The 13909-nt window shown below is 68.3% G+C and carries 16 protein-coding genes and 1 pseudogene; 11 read left to right on the top strand and 6 right to left on the bottom strand.

Translation table 11 applies throughout. The features are described from left to right. The 6 genes and pseudogenes from QZ753_RS05415 to QZ753_RS05390 all read right to left on the bottom strand — a co-directional run. Positions 1-256, bottom strand: a pseudogene (locus tag QZ753_RS05415) (haloacid dehalogenase type II); the annotation flags it as partial. A gap of 54 nt (positions 257-310) precedes the next feature. Further along, positions 311-922: a CDP-alcohol phosphatidyltransferase family protein gene (locus tag QZ753_RS05410; protein WP_294641665.1), complete on the bottom strand. Its 612-nt coding sequence runs from the start codon at positions 920-922 to the stop codon at positions 311-313. An 18-nt stretch (positions 923-940) separates the two neighbouring features. Further along, the gene (locus QZ753_RS05405) at positions 941-2377 is read right to left on the bottom strand and encodes a DUF547 domain-containing protein (protein WP_294641664.1); all 1437 of its coding nucleotides are present in this window, start codon (positions 2375-2377) and stop codon (positions 941-943) included. Positions 2378-2430: 53 nt separating this feature from the next. After that, the gene (locus QZ753_RS05400) at positions 2431-3864 is read right to left on the bottom strand and encodes an FAD-dependent oxidoreductase (RefSeq protein ID WP_294641663.1); all 1434 of its coding nucleotides are present in this window, start codon (positions 3862-3864) and stop codon (positions 2431-2433) included. Positions 3865-3900: 36 nt separating this feature from the next. After that, entirely contained in the window at positions 3901-4620 is a 720-nt protein-coding gene (locus QZ753_RS05395) for a cytochrome c biogenesis protein CcdA (RefSeq protein ID WP_294641662.1), read from the bottom strand. Further along, positions 4617-5015 carry a thioredoxin family protein gene (locus QZ753_RS05390; protein ID WP_294641666.1) on the bottom strand — a complete coding sequence of 133 codons (399 nt, stop codon included), beginning with the start codon at positions 5013-5015 and terminating at the stop codon, positions 4617-4619. Before QZ753_RS05390 ends, QZ753_RS05395 begins: the two co-directional genes overlap by 4 nt. Positions 5016-5134: 119 nt before the next feature. Here QZ753_RS05390 and QZ753_RS05385 point away from each other — a divergent pair, with 119 nt between their 5' ends. From QZ753_RS05385 to arsH, 11 genes are all read left to right on the top strand, one after another. Next, on the top strand, positions 5135-5758 hold the full coding sequence (locus QZ753_RS05385; protein ID WP_294641661.1) for a TetR/AcrR family transcriptional regulator: 624 nt from the start codon (positions 5135-5137) through the stop codon (positions 5756-5758). A gap of 47 nt (positions 5759-5805) precedes the next feature. Beyond that, positions 5806-6339 carry a redoxin domain-containing protein gene (locus QZ753_RS05380; protein ID WP_294641660.1) on the top strand — a complete coding sequence of 178 codons (534 nt, stop codon included), beginning with the start codon at positions 5806-5808 and terminating at the stop codon, positions 6337-6339. Positions 6340-6403: 64 nt separating this feature from the next. Beyond that, on the top strand, positions 6404-7117 hold the full coding sequence (locus QZ753_RS05375) for a L,D-transpeptidase (protein ID WP_294641659.1): 714 nt from the start codon (positions 6404-6406) through the stop codon (positions 7115-7117). Next, positions 7114-8301, top strand: a complete 1188-nt coding sequence (locus QZ753_RS05370) for an FAD-dependent oxidoreductase (RefSeq protein WP_294641658.1) — start codon at positions 7114-7116, stop codon at positions 8299-8301. The genes QZ753_RS05375 and QZ753_RS05370 overlap by 4 nt, the downstream gene beginning before the upstream one ends. After that, the gene (locus tag QZ753_RS05365; protein ID WP_294641657.1) at positions 8298-9539 is read left to right on the top strand and encodes an ABC transporter substrate-binding protein; all 1242 of its coding nucleotides are present in this window, start codon (positions 8298-8300) and stop codon (positions 9537-9539) included. The genes QZ753_RS05370 and QZ753_RS05365 overlap by 4 nt, the downstream gene beginning before the upstream one ends. A 5-nt stretch (positions 9540-9544) precedes the next feature. Then, positions 9545-11275: an ABC transporter permease gene (locus QZ753_RS05360; RefSeq protein WP_294641656.1), complete on the top strand. Its 1731-nt coding sequence runs from the start codon at positions 9545-9547 to the stop codon at positions 11273-11275. Beyond that, positions 11272-11922, top strand: coding sequence for an ATP-binding cassette domain-containing protein (locus QZ753_RS05355; RefSeq protein WP_294641655.1), 651 nt, complete (start codon positions 11272-11274; stop codon positions 11920-11922). Before QZ753_RS05360 ends, QZ753_RS05355 begins: the two co-directional genes overlap by 4 nt. Before the next feature lie 103 nt (positions 11923-12025). After that, entirely contained in the window at positions 12026-12379 is a 354-nt protein-coding gene (locus QZ753_RS05350) for a metalloregulator ArsR/SmtB family transcription factor (protein ID WP_294641654.1), read from the top strand. Continuing rightward, positions 12376-12783 carry an arsenate reductase (glutaredoxin) gene (gene arsC / locus QZ753_RS05345; protein WP_294641653.1) on the top strand — a complete coding sequence of 136 codons (408 nt, stop codon included), beginning with the start codon at positions 12376-12378 and terminating at the stop codon, positions 12781-12783. The genes QZ753_RS05350 and arsC overlap by 4 nt, the downstream gene beginning before the upstream one ends. Beyond that, positions 12780-13223 (top strand): GNAT family N-acetyltransferase, encoded by a 444-nt coding sequence (locus tag QZ753_RS05340; protein ID WP_294641652.1) that lies wholly within the window; start codon positions 12780-12782, stop codon positions 13221-13223. Before arsC ends, QZ753_RS05340 begins: the two co-directional genes overlap by 4 nt. Beyond that, positions 13220-13909, top strand: a 690-nt coding sequence (gene arsH, locus QZ753_RS05335) for an arsenical resistance protein ArsH (protein ID WP_294641651.1), incomplete at its 3' end; no start/stop codon positions are given. The genes QZ753_RS05340 and arsH, both read left to right, overlap by 4 nt.

Raw genomic sequence — 13909 nt, 5'->3', positions numbered from 1 at the left:
ACTCCTCGACGTCGCTCGCCTGGATGGAGACCTGCCGGGTCTCGGCGACCATTCGCAGGACTCCCGAGGCCAGCTCGTCGAAGCGGACGTACAGTCCGGCGAGCGTCAGCGCCTCGGACTGGAGGATCAGTTCGGCGAACCACTGCCGCATGACCAATGCGTCGCTGAAGAGCCGTGCGAACAGGGGCTCGAGCACGGTGATGTCGAGCAACGTTTCGTTGACGTCGAAGACGATGACGGAAGGGGTCTGCGGCATGTTGGGAATCCTGTTCTTGTCGCCCAAACGGGAGCCATACGGGATCGCGGTCCGTTACCCGTCCCGAAGCATTGCCATGCCGAGCCTCAACCGGAGGGCCGTGGTGATCGCGCACAGAGCGGCGTAGCCGTAGGCGATCGCCGGGAAGTAGGTCGGCACAAGGCACATGGCGACGAAGACCGCGATCGTCTCAGCGCCCTCAGCGAGCGCCCCGACGTAATAGATGCCCTTCGCCGGGAACTTAGCGGACCGCAGGCCCCGGCGCTCGGCGATGAGCGAGAAGGCGAGGAAGCTGGTTCCCGTTCCGACAAAGCTGGCGATGAGGACGGCGGCCGCCAGGGCGTTCGCGGCCGGATCCGCGAGCGCGAAGGCAAGCGGCACGAGCGTGTAGAAGGCGAAGTCGAGAACGATGTCGAGGAACGCGCCCCTGTCCGTCGGACGGGTGGCGCGCGCAACGCTCCCGTCGAGACCGTCGACCAGTCTGTTGGCCGCGATCGCCAGAAGGCCGGCGAGATACCAGTTGGCCCAGATGAGGGCGAAGGCCACGACGCCGAACCCGAACCCCGTCCACGACAGCGCATCGGCCCGCACGCCTCGCTTCGCGAGCACCCGAGCCATCGGGACGAGGACGCGGTTCTGGAGCGGGATGATGCGATGGTCGAACATGGCGGCCTGCCGGTCCCGTCAAAGGTCGTTGAGCGTCCAGTCATAGGCCAGGTACCTGATCCGCGCGCTCTTCGGCAGCTCCACCGGGGCGTTCGCCCGGATCCAGCCCGCTAGGTCGCCCCCGTCGAAATCGTCCCGATACCAGTCCATGACCTTGCTGACGCGAGCGGCGGCACCGTCGGCAGAGTAGCCCTTTGCGGGACTGGCGAATGTCCTGGCCACCTGGTCGGCGAGCTGCGCGTCGAGGTTCCGAGCGACATAGGGTTCGGCGCGCAGGTCCGGACAGGAGATCGCCGCGCAGTTGACGGCGAAGTGGATCCTCGGTTCGCCGAGCTTGCGGATGGTCCCGTGCGCAATGTCGTCGAGACTCATCTCCCGACCGCCGATCGGCCAGCGGAAGCGCTTCCAGGGGCTGGCCAGCAAGCCACCGAGGTTCTTGATCGAGCGCGTCTCACCCTCCCGGGTGATGAGATCGACCGTCAGGAAGTTGTAGGCGTTGATCCAGTAGGCGAGCTTCTCCTGCCGACTGGCGGCGGAATTTGGATCGGACGCCAACAGGGCCGCCAGGGCTTCGGCATGCCGCGCGTCCCTGCGCCACGACCCGTAATCGACGCCCGCGTAAGCGATGCCGTTCCTGCGGGCCGGACGGACGTGGGCGCTCAACAGTCCGCCATACGCCGTCGCGAAGCGCTCGTACGATGCGTCGGCCGCGCGAGCCTCGATCGCCCCGCCGGCCAATGTCAGCCCCACGGCGACGAGCGCGACCAGCGCGGTGGTCCCCAAGCGGCCCGACTTCCATTTCCGGTAGGCGACCGGAAGGAGCGCCACGAGGCCGAGCAGCGTGAACGCCACCAGGACGTCGGCCGACACGAGATCCGAGAGGCTCGAGATGGTGCCGAGCTCACGGCCGAGATGCGCATAGACGAACGTGCCGGGAACGATGCCGAGAAGGGTCGCAAGGACGTAGGTCCGCAATCCGACGCCCAGGAGGGCAGGCGCGATGTTGACGGCGAAGAAGGGAAACAGCGGCACGAGCCGCATGAAGAGCAGGTACTCGAAGGCGTTCCGGCGGAAGCTCTCCGAGACCCGCTCGGCCAGGGGGCCGGCACGCGCGCGCAACGCGCCGCCGACCGACGAGCGCGCGACCAGGAAGAGGATGGTCGCGCCGACCGTGGCGGAGACCACGGCGAGCGCCCCGCCGACTAGCGTGCCGAAGAGAAAGCCTCCGAGCAGCGTCATGACGGACGCCGCGGGCAGCGACAGCGCCGTGATCGCGACATAGGCGGCGAAGAAAGTCACCCCCGAGAAGACCGGTCGCGCTTCCACGTAGGACAGAAGCTCCTCGCGTCGCGCCTTCACCGTCTCGATGTTGAGGTAGTCAGTCAGTCCAAGGGCGTAGGCGCCGAGCGTGAGGACGACGATGACCGCGACGAGAACCCATCCGCGACGGGACATGGGGCGAGACCTTTCGATCGACGATGAGAAGCTGAAGGGGGGACGAGAATGGTTCACCAGCGCGGGAGCTTGCGGAGCATGGACACGAGGCGACGTGTCCGATCGCTGAAGAGGGCCGGGCTGTACCAATCCCCCGCGGCCTGCTTGGAGACCTCCGAGAGCGTCGGATAGGGAAGCACGAGGGATGCGACGTCGCGGAGCTTCAACCCCTTCGCGATGGCCAGGGCCCAGAGACCGATCAGCTCACCCGCGCCGGGACCAACGATGGAGCAGCCGAGGATGCGCCCGTTCGGGAGGGCGACGACCTTCAGGAGTCCCTGCCGGCGCCCCTCGGCGACAGCGCGGTCGAGGTTGCCCATGGACTTGGTGAGGCATCGGACCCCGTCGCCGTGCCGCGCCCGTGCGGTCGCGAGGGTCATGCCGACGTGGGCGAGTTCAGGATCCGTGTACGTCACCCAAGGCAAGGTACCATAGTCCACCTTGGCCGGGAGCCGGAAGGCCAGATTCCGGATGACAATCCCGGCATGGTAGCCGGCGACGTGGGTGAACTGCGGTCCCCCGGTACAGTCGCCGACGGCATGGATGCGTCGATTGCTGGTCCGGAGCCGCTTGTCCACGTGAATGCCCTGCCGCCCGCACTCGACCTTCGCCCGGTCGAGAGCCAACCCCTCGACGTTCGCGGCCCGGCCCGTCGCGACGAGGATGTGGGACCCCTCCAGACGGCGTGTCGCTCCGTCGACGACGGCCTCCACGACGTGTCCAGCGTCCCCGTATCGGACGGACCGGACCTCGGCGTGTTCCAGAATGTCGACGCCCTCGCCGATGAGGCTCCGCCGTACCACCTCGACGGCGTCGGGATCGTCCTTCGACAGGATCGTGCCCCGGCTGACGACGGTGACGCGCGAGCCGAGGCGCCGATGGGCCTGCGCCATCTCGATCCCGATCGGGCCACCCCCTATGATGACGAGATGGGCGGGCACCGTCCCGACGTCGAAGAGGCTCTCGTTCGTCAGGACGCGCGCTGGATCGAGCCCCGGAATGGACGGGATGGCCGCACGCGATCCCACGGCCAGCACGAAATCGCGGGCCCTGATCGTCTCGCCGGCAACGGTCAGAGTCCGCTCGTCGAGGAAGCTTGCATGGCCGCGGATCACGCGCACGCCGAGGCCCTCGAAGCGCTCGACGGAGTCGTGGGGAGCGATCGTCGCAATCACCCCTTGAACATGCGCGTCCACCCCCTGACGGTCGGGGTCGAAGGAATGCGACGGGACGGCCGCCAGATGGGGGGTCCGGTGGGCGTGGACCAGCTTGGCAACCGCAAGCAGGGACTTCGAGGGCACGCAGCCCGTGTTCAGGCAGTCCCCGCCCATTCGCCCGGCTTCGACGAGGACGGTCCGCAAGCCGAGTTGCGCCGCACCGGCCGCCACCGAGAGACCGCCGGATCCGGCGCCGACCACGCAGATGTCGCAGTCCATTCCGTCGCTCATCCGCCGTTCCTCTCAGACTCCTTCACGCCCGCAACGTCAGAAACGGGTTGTGAGGTTGGTTAGCCACTCGGGAGACGCGGCGACGATCGCCGCCTCCGCCTTCTTGTCCAGACCCGAAACGACGAGGATGCCGATGGTCACCAGGACCGCGCCCAGGACCATCTTGCCGCCCCGGCCGGCACCGAGCAGGCGGCCGCGCCATCGAACGAGTGCCTCACGCGACAGGGTGCCGAGCAACAGCAGCGGGAGGGCGGCACCGACGCCGAACGCCAGCATGGTCATCGTGACCTGCCCCAGGTTTTCCCCGCTCGCGGCCATCATGGATGCCGCTCCGAGGGTGGGCCCGACGCAGGGACTCCAGACCGCCCCCAGGAGCAGGCCGACGAGGAACTGACCACCCAGCCCGCTTCCCTCGAAGCCGCCGAACCGATGCTCGGCCCACGTCCCGACCGGGCTCGCAGCCGTTGCGAGCCTCGTCTGAAGCCGCGGAACCATCAGGACCGCGCCGATGCCGACGAGGACGAAGCCCCCGATCGTGCGGAAGACGGCGAGGTCGAGCCCGATCGAAAAGCCGACGAGCGCGACGAACAACCCGATCGCCACGAAGGATATGGCAAGACCCGCGGCCAGCGCCGCGGGTCCCATGCGATGCTGTGAGACCGCGGTGCCCAGCACAACGGGCAGAAGCGGCAAGACGCAGGGCGACAGCGTCGACAGCACGCCCGCCAGCAGTGCGAACAGCGCGGTCACGTTCACTCTCCCTTCGTGGAGGCGAACAGGGCCGCGATGGAGGCCGGGTTCGTGTCTCCGACGGAGCGACCGGTTTCCTTGGCTCCGTCGAAGGCGATCAACGTGGACTGCATCCGGGCGTTCAATGCCCGAACGACGTCCTTCTGGTCGTCGAACGACACGTGGAAGATCTTCATGTCGGCATGCGCGGGGTCGGCCGCGAGCTTTTCGATGATCGGCTTCTGCGCGGCGCAGGTCGGACACCACGGCGCCGCGATGTCGACGACGATCGGCTTTCCGTCCGTCTGTGCCTTCTCGAAGGCGGCCATCTCGAAGGGCGCGATCTCGGCAGCGGACGCGGCGGCGCTCGCGAACGCGGAAACGGAAAGAACGATCGCCGCCGCGGCGGTCCTCAGGGTCATGACGCTCATGTGTAGTCCTCCGTCTACAGTCAGGGCTACCGTTTTGGAGCGGTCGATCTAAAATAACAAGCAGTCGACCGGCTCATGTCGGCGTCGTGATCCACCAAGGATTTTGCGTGATGGGACGTAACAGGAGCTTCGAAGAGAGCGAAGCACTCGACAGGGCGGTGGAGCGGTTCTGGTCCCATGGCTATGCCGCATCGTCCGTGCGCGACCTCGGAAGGGCCATGGGCATGAACCCCGCAAGTTTCTACAACGCCTTCGGCGACAAGCGGTCCCTCTTCAAGCGGTCGCTCCAGCACTATCTGGACGGGTCGAGCCGCAAGCGTGTCGCGCTGCTCGACGCAAGCCCCGCCCCCCGGGAGGCGATCGTCGCCTTCCTAGACGCCGTCGTCGAAGCTTCGGCGCGAAGCCGGGACGGCTGCCTCCTCGTGAACTCGGCGGCAGAGGTGGCGGCGCATGACCGCGAACTCGGCGACGACGTCGCGGCCGGCCTGCGCGAGGTGGAGGAGGCTCTCCACAGGGCCGTCCTGCGCGGTCAGGCCGACGGCTCCATCTCGAATCGCCTGGATGCCGCGGCTTTCGCGAAGGCCATCCTCGGCACGATCGTCTCGATCCGCGTGATGGCGCGCACGGCCGCGGGCACTGCCTACCTCCGCGCGCTCGCGGACACACAGATCGCGATGCTGTCGCCGGTTCCGCCCGACGGGATCGGATCGGAGCACCCGACGGCCGGCGGCTGAGACGCACCGCACCGCCGCACGGACACCCCAAAACCAAGGACAACGTCATGAACCACACGCCCCCGCTTCCCGGCGACAGCGCCCCCGCCCTCAGGTTCCGCGTGCTCGGAGGGGAGGCGTTCGATCTCTCGGATGCCAAGTCCGAGAATTTCACCGCCATCTTCTTCTACCGCGGGGTTCATTGCCCGATCTGCAAGAGCCAGTTGGAAGAGCTGTCCGGCAAGCTCGAGGCGTTCCACAAGCTCGGCGTCGAGGTCCGCGCGGTCTCGATGGACTCCCATGAGCGCGCCGAGCGACAGGCGACCGAGTGGAACGTCGGTGCGCTCCCGATCGGATACGGGCTGTCCGAGGAGAGCGCACGCGCCTGGGGCCTCTTCATCTCCGCCAAGGCGAAGGATCCCGAGCCCGATCGCTTCGCCGAGCCCGGGATCGCCGTCCTGTATCCCGACGGACGCGTTTACGCGCTCCATCTACAGAACGTCCCCTTCGCCCGGCCGCGGCTGGACGATCTCCTCGGGGGCCTGAAGTTCATCATCGAGAACGACTACCCGGTCCGCGGCTCGGTGCAGGCCGGGAACTGACGCCCGTCGACGCGCCACATCCCAGTCGTTGCCGGATCCCCGTTCAGAATACGGAAAATGCCCTTTGACCGAACGTCCGACCGTCCACTTCTCGCCATCTCGCCGGCATGTCGTTCTCGGCCTCGCCGGACTCGTTCTGTCGGGGTGCGCATCCCTGCCGCGCCAGCAGGCCCGGGCCATTCCGGCCGCGGCTCCCCCGCCGCCGCCGAGGCCCCTCATGTACGATGCCATGCCGGACGAGGCGTTCCCGGTTCCGGCGGTCGACGTCTCGAAGGTGGACCCGCGCTTCTGGAGAAGCGAAGTCGCAAACACAACGAACGAGCCCCCGGGGACGCTGGTGGTCGATACTGACGCGAAGTACCTCTATTTCACGCAGGCCGATGGCTCCGCGGTGCGCTACGGGATCGGCGTCGGTCGCGAGGGCTTTTCCTGGTCCGGCCGTGCCAAGGTCCAGTACAAGCGCAAGTGGCCCCGCTGGACGCCGCCGGACGAGATGGTCGCCCGGCAGCCCGAACTCGAGCCGTACTCCATCGCCAACGGCGGAATGGATCCGGGCCTGACGAACCCCCTCAGCGCGCGCGCCCTCTACATCTTCCAGGACGGCCGCGACACGCTCTACCGCCTGCATGGGACGCACCAGGAATGGTCGATCGGCCGAGCGGTCTCGTCGGGATGCATCCGCCTCCTGAACCAGGACGTCGCCGACCTCTACGAGCGCGTCCCCGACGGGACGCCGATCGTGGTGCTGCCGTCCAGCGCTCCCGCGGCTGCCGCTTGACGGCGAGCCATCCGAGCGAAGCCCATCCGCGCGGTCGGGGCGCTCCGCCGCGTCTCCTGCTGCTCGGCGGCGGTCATGCGCATGTCGAGGTGATCAGGCGCCTCGGTCTCGCCCGTGCCGGAAACTGCGAGCCGCTGCTGGTCTCCCCGGCGCGCCTCACGCCCTATTCCGGCATGCTGCCCGGCTTCGTCGCCGGGGACTACGGCTTCGACGACATCCATGTCGATCTCCCGGCGCTCTGCGCGGCCTCGGACATCGCCTTTCGGCAGGGCGAGGCGACAGGCATCGACGCCGAGCGACGGAGCGTCGCCCTCGCCGACGGCTCGGTTCTTTCCTACGACCTGCTCTCCCTCGACATCGGTTCGCGACCGTCTCATCCGAGGGGTGCCCAAGAAGGCATCGCGGTGAAGCCGATCGCCTCCTTCGCGGAGCGGCTTCCCGACCTCGACCGACTGGTGCGAAGCGCCGACCATCCCGTCCGCCTTGCTGTCGTGGGACAGGGAGTGGCGGGCGTGGAGATCGCGTTCGCGCTCCGCCGACGCTTCGCCCGCAGCCCGGACCGCCGGCCCGTGGAGATCCTGCTGGTCGGGCGTTCGAACGAACCCATGCCATCTCGCGGCGCACTCGCACGTCGGTTGGTAGCGAAGGAGCTTCGCAAGGCGGACATCGCCACGGTCGATGGCTTCGACGCGGTCGCGTTCGTCGACGGTGTGCTCGTGGCCTCCGACGGACGCCAACTCGACGTCCAGGAAGTGATCTGGACGACCTCGAGCGCGGCACCGCCCTGGCTTCGGTCCAGCGGTCTCGCTCTCGACGAACGCGGCTTCGTACGCGTCGACCGTCACCTCCGCTCGATCTCGCATCCCGCGGTGTTTGCCGCGGGCGACGTCGCATCCCTTTACGATCCCCGCCCCAAGTCGGGCGTCTTCGCGGTCCGTGCCGGCCCCGTCCTTCACCACAACCTTCGGCAGGCGCTGTCCGGTGCGACGCTGCGCGCCTTTCGGCCGCAACGGCACTGGCTGGCGTTGATCTCGCTCGCGAACGGGAGCGCGATCGCCGACAAGTGGGGACTGGCGGCGAGCGGGCGCTGGGTCGCTCGCTGGAAGCGCTGGAGCGACACCAGTTTCGTCGAGCGCTACGCGATCCCGCCGCGCGCTTCATCACGAGGAGGCAACCGCCCATGAGACGAGCGAAGCATCTGACCCTTGCCGCCGCCCTGGCCCTCATGCTCCTACCGTCTGCGCTCCCGGCGGGGCCCGCGCATGCGGTCGAGGCGACGTCGCCCGAATGGCAGGCGACGCTCGCCGCGGCGGAGGGCCAGTCCGTCCAGTTCCATGCCTGGGGCGGGTCGCCCAACATCAACGACTACATCACCTGGGCCGGCGGCATCGTCAGGGACCACTACGGCATCACGCTGAACCACGTGAAGCTCGAGGACACCGCGACCGCGGTCTCGGCGATCGTCGCCGAGAAGGCGGCCGGGCGCCTTCAGGGCGGATCGGTCGATCTCGTGTGGATCAACGGAGAGAACTTCGCGTCCCTCAAGGAGCAAGGGCTGCTGGCGGACGGCTTCGCAACGGACTTGCCGAACTGGCGCTACGTCGACACCAGCAACCCCGGGGCCACGACGGACTTCACGCTGCCGATCGAGGGACAGGAGTCTCCCTGGGGCCGCGCCAAGCTGGTGTTCTTCTACGATTCCGCGCGCACCGCCGAGGCGGACCTGCCCCGCTCCGCCGCGGACCTCATGACTTTTGCCAAGGCCCATCCCGGGCGCTTCTCCTATCCGGCACCGCCCGACTTCGTCGGATCGTCTTTCCTCAAGCAGGTGCTGCTGGAACAGGTCGCCGACCGCAGCCTCCTCGAGCGCCCCGTGGACGAGGCGGCGTTCGCCAGCGTGACGGCACCCCTCTGGACTTATCTCGACGCGCTGAACCCGCTCCTATGGCGCGGGGGGCGCGACTTTCCAGCCAACTACCCGGCCATGAAACAGCTCCTCGCCGACGGTGAACTCGACATCATCTTCGCCTTCAATCCCGGGGAGGCCTCGGCAGGGATAGCGGCGGGCGAGTTGCCCGACACGGTGCGTTCCTTCACCTTCCCCGGCGGGACCGTCGGCAACACGCACTACGTGGCGATCCCCTTCAACTCGGGCTCGCAGGCGGCTGCGAAGGTCGTCGCCGACTTCCTCCTCTCGCCGGAGGCGCAGCTCCGCAAGGAGGATCCGTCCCATTGGGGTGATCCGAACGTACTCGACATGGCCAAGCTGCCACAGCCCGAGCGCGCCGCATTCGAGGGGCTCGACCTCGGTCCGGCGACGTTGCAAGCGTCCGAGCTCGGCCCGGTCCTGTCCGAGCCTCATCCCAGTTGGATGACCCGCCTCGAAGCCGAGTGGATGAAGCGCTACGGCACGGGACGATGATGCGGGTGGCGAGGACGAGCGCAGGCCCGGGGATCGGGACGGCGGCCGGACGGGGGTCCGGTCCCGTCGCCATCGGCGTCGCGCTACTCCTCGCCGCACCCGTCGTGGCAGGGCTGCTCGGCGTTCTCCTGCCGGCCTTCGGCTTCCTTCCGGCGCTCGGTGGCTCGTCGGCGACCACGGCGCCCTTTCGCGCCCTGTTCGCCGAGCCGGCTCTTGCGGCGTCGGTGACCCTGTCCTTCGCCACCGGGCTGGCGACCACGCTCATGTCGGTCGGGGCGACCGCGCTGTTCCTTGCGTCCTTCTCCGGCACGCGGACGTTCGCCCTCGTCCAGCGCCTCCTGTCGCCGGTGCTTTCCGTGCCGCACGCGGCAGCCGCCTTCGGCCTCGCCTTCCTGATCGCGCCCTCGGGACTGTTCATGCGGGCCGTCGCCGGCCCGTTCGGCCTCGACCGCCCACCGGACCTTCTCATCGTCGGCGATCCCTGGGGACTGGCGCTCATGTCCGGCCTTGTCGCCAAGGAACTGCCCTTCCTGCTCCTCGTCGCCATCGCCGCCTTGCCGCAGGTCGATCCCGAACGCCGGATGATGGTGGCTCGGTCACTGGGGTACGGGCGTGTCGCCGGCTTCCTCACCTGCGTCTGGCCGGGCGTCTACCGTCAGATCCGACTGCCCGTCCTGGCGGTCGCGGCATACGGTTCCTCGGTCGTCGACGTCGCCTTGATCCTCGGCCCCTCCCTCCCGCCGACGCTCGCCGTGCGTCTCGTTCGCTGGATGTCGGATCCCGACCTGTCCTTCCGTTTCCTCGCCTCCGCAGGTGCGATCCTGCAACTCGGCGTGACCCTCGCCGTGGTGGCCGCCTGGCTCGCGGTCGAGCGGGCGGCCGGAATGGCGATGGCGATCCTCGGGAACTCGGGACGGCGCGGACAAGCGGACGGAGCGGTCCGGTTCGCGGCCGCGGGCATCGTCGGCCTTGCCTTGTCGACGGTCGGCGCCGGTCTCGTCGTTCTGGCGCTCTGGTCTGCTGCCGGGCTCTGGCAGTTCCCCGACCTTCTTCCCGCCAGGCTGTCGGGAACGACCTGGCTCCGGGCCTGGTCCAGCGCGTCGGGCCCGTTGATCACCACTCTTGCCGTCGCCGCGACATCGGCCCTGATCGCGCTCGTCCTCGTCGTCGCCCTTCTCGAATCCCACCGCCGGAGCCAGCGCGGGGACGACATCCGACTGCCCCGGGTGATGGCCGGGCTGATCTACCTGCCGCTCGTCGTGCCGCAGGTCGCATTCCTGTTCGGCCTTCAGATCCTCGTCCTGTCGCTGAGGGCCGAGGCGTCCCTTTCGCTTCTCGTCGCGACGCATCTCGTCTTCGTCGTGCCCTATGTGACAATCGCGCTGGCGGCGCCCTGGTATGCGCTCGATCCACGCTACGAACGGGTCGCGGCGGGTCTCGGGACGTCGCGCCTACGCTCGCTCCTGCGCGTCCGGCTGCCGATGCTGGCCGCGGCGCTGGCCACCGCCTTCGCCGTCGGCTTCTCCGTCTCGGTCGGCCAGTATCTTCCCACCCTCCTCATCGGCGCCGGACGCTTCCCGACGATCACGACGGAAGCGGTGGCGCTCTCGTCGGGCGGCAACCCGCGCATCGTCGGCACGTATGCGTTGCTCCAGACGCTGCTGCCGACGATCGTGTTCATTCTCGCCGGCAGCGTCCCCATGCTCTTCGCCACTAAATCGGGACGGCCGACGTGACGGTGGCCACGAGCGATGGGACCCTGAGGCTTGAAGCGGTCCGCATCTCGCTGCGCGGGCGGCTTCTGCTGGACATCGACGCGGCGATCGAGGCCGGGAGCGTCCTGACCATTCGCGGCCCGTCCGGCTCCGGCAAGTCGAGCCTGTTCGCGCTTCTGGCAGGCTTCCTGAACCCGAGCTTCACAGCCTCCGGCAAGGCGATCCTCGGCGGCCGGGATCTTCTCGCGCTTGCGCCCGAAGCGCGCGGCGTCGGCTTGATGTTCCAGGACGCCCTCCTGTTCCCGCACATGAGCGTCGGCCGCAACCTCACCTTCGCGATCCCTGCCGTCCGGCGCGGGCGCGGCCTCCGCAAGTCGATGGCGGAGGACATGCTGGAGGGGCTCGGGCTCGCCGGAACCTTCGACCGCTTTCCCATTACCCTGTCTGGCGGCCAGGCGGCTCGCGTGTCGCTGGCGCGGACGCTCCTTAGCGAGCCGCGGCTGCTCCTGCTCGACGAACCCTTCTCACGTCTCGATGCCGCCTTGCGACCGGAGATTCGCGCATTGGTGTTCCGCGAGGTCGCGACGCGCCGCATTCCCGCGCTTCTCGTCACGCACGATGCCGATGATACTCCAACGGACGGGAAGGTCATCGAGATCGGCGGCTGAACGAATTGAAGAGTGTGCTCCGAGAGCTGCGTAGCCAATGGGCCCATACGCTCGTTCGCCACGAATCCTTGAACATTACAATGATGTTTGCAATATCGTAGGGATGAACGACGATTCAGCCGTTGCAGCCTTGTCCGCCCTTGCTCACGCCGACCGCCTCGCGGCCTTCCGGATGCTCGTCCGTGCCGGCCCGAACGGCATGCCGTCCGGTGAGATCGCCGAGGCGTTGTCCATCGCGCCGACGCGGATGAGCTTCCACCTCGCGACGCTGGAGCGCGCCAAGCTCCTGCGCTCGTGGCGCGACGGCCGCCGCATCCTTTACGCGGCGAGCTACGACGACATGCGCCGGCTCCTCGCCTTCCTGACGGAGGACTGCTGTTCGGGGAACCCGGAGATCTGCGGGAACCTCGGAGCCGATCTCCTCGCCCCCTCCTGCCCGTCGGAGACATGTCCGTGACCGTCACGATCTACCACAACCCCGCCTGCGGCACGTCGCGCAACACGCTGGAGATGATCCGCCGGTCCGGCGAGGACCCGCAGGTGATCGAGTACCTAAAGGACCCGCTGAGCCGCGAGGTGCTGGCCGAACTCCTAGACATGATGGGCCTGAAGCCGCGGGACATTCTTCGGGAGAAGGGCACCCCCTACGCCGAACTCGGCCTTGGGGACCAGACGCTGGCCGACGACGCCCTCCTCGACGCCATGATGGCGCACCCGATCCTGATCAACCGCCCGATCGTCGTGACGGACAGGGGCGCCGCGCTCTGCCGCCCGTCGGAGAGGGTGCTGCCGCTTCTCGACAACCCCGTCGCCACCTTCACCAAGGAGGACGGGGAAACCGTTGGAGGCTATCGGGCATGATGCCGAGGCTTGACGCGACCGCCGTTGACGATCCGGCCGGTCTCGTCGGCCTCCTGTCTGCGGCGGGGCTGCCGACCGAGGACGTGGCGGAGCCCGGCCGGGTGTTCCTGCGCTACGCCAACGAGGGCCGCGAGTTCGTCGGGATCGGCGGCTTCGAACCCCTTGGGGCCGCCGTCCTCCTGCGATCCATCGCCGTCGCTCCCGAGCATCGCGGGCACGGCATTGGTCGATCTATTACCGCCAATCTCATGGGACGGGCCAGGCAGCGGGGCGCGGCCGACGCGTTCGCCTTCACAAACGGAGAGCGGACCTTCCTCGCAGCGCTCGGCTTCCCCCGCATCGAACGGACGGAGGCACCCGCCGCGGTGCTGGCGACACGGCAGGCCACGGGCCTCTGTGCGGCCTCGGCCGTTTTGTGGCAAAAGGAGACTGGACGATGACGGAACCCGCCGCTCTCGACCTGCCCTCCGTCAATCTCGACCAGCTCTGCCCGATCGACGGGAACGCGCTCGCCGGCCCCGACGCGCCGACGCACCCGCCACGCATCCTCGTTCTCTACGGCTCGATCCGCGAGCGGTCCTACTCACGCCTCCTGTCCGAGGAGGCCGGTCGCCTGTTGCGCTGGTTCGGCTGCGAGGTGCGCACCTTCGACCCCCGCGGCCTGCCGCTCCCCGACGGGGCAGAGCCCGACCATCCGAAGGTATCGGCGCTGCGCGACCTCGCCGACTGGTCGGAGGGCATGGTCTGGGTCAGCCCCGAGCGCCATGGGGCCATGACCGGGATCATGAAGGCGCAGATCGACTGGATACCCCTAGCGCTCGGCGCCAAGCGCCCGACACAGGGCAAGACGTTGGCCGTCATGGAGGTATCGGGCGGCTCGCAGTCCTTCAACGCCGTGAACCAGATGCGCATCCTCGGCCGCTGGATGCGCATGGTGACGATCCCGAACCAGTCGTCGGTGCCGAAGGCGTTCCTCGAGTTCGACGAGGCGGGGCGCATGAAGCCGTCCGCTTATCTCAGCCGCGTCGTCGATGTCTGCGAGGAACTGGTGAAGTTCACCCACCTCGTGCGCGGTCGCTCGGACTATCTCACGGACCGCTACTCCGAGCGCGTCGAGAGCGCCGAG

The sequence above is a fragment of the uncultured Aureimonas sp. genome, from assembly GCF_913775355.1.
In the GTDB taxonomy this organism is placed as follows: domain Bacteria; phylum Pseudomonadota; class Alphaproteobacteria; order Rhizobiales; family Rhizobiaceae; genus Aureimonas.
This window is presented reverse-complemented; position numbering and strand designations above follow the sequence as displayed.

Coding starts and splice junctions, on each gene's coding strand:
- QZ753_RS05410 (WP_294641665.1), bottom strand. CDS start 922: ATGTTCGACCATCGCATCATCCCGCTCCAGAACCGCGTCCTCGTCCCG.
- QZ753_RS05405 (WP_294641664.1), bottom strand. CDS start 2,377: ATGTCCCGTCGCGGATGGGTTCTCGTCGCGGTCATCGTCGTCCTCACG.
- QZ753_RS05400 (WP_294641663.1), bottom strand. CDS start 3,864: ATGAGCGACGGAATGGACTGCGACATCTGCGTGGTCGGCGCCGGATCC.
- QZ753_RS05390 (WP_294641666.1), bottom strand. CDS start 5,015: ATGACCCTGAGGACCGCCGCGGCGGCGATCGTTCTTTCCGTTTCCGCG.
- QZ753_RS05385 (WP_294641661.1), top strand. CDS start 5,135: ATGGGACGTAACAGGAGCTTCGAAGAGAGCGAAGCACTCGACAGGGCG.
- QZ753_RS05380 (WP_294641660.1), top strand. CDS start 5,806: ATGAACCACACGCCCCCGCTTCCCGGCGACAGCGCCCCCGCCCTCAGG.
- QZ753_RS05365 (WP_294641657.1), top strand. CDS start 8,298: ATGAGACGAGCGAAGCATCTGACCCTTGCCGCCGCCCTGGCCCTCATG.
- QZ753_RS05350 (WP_294641654.1), top strand. CDS start 12,026: ATGAACGACGATTCAGCCGTTGCAGCCTTGTCCGCCCTTGCTCACGCC.
- QZ753_RS05340 (WP_294641652.1), top strand. CDS start 12,780: ATGATGCCGAGGCTTGACGCGACCGCCGTTGACGATCCGGCCGGTCTC.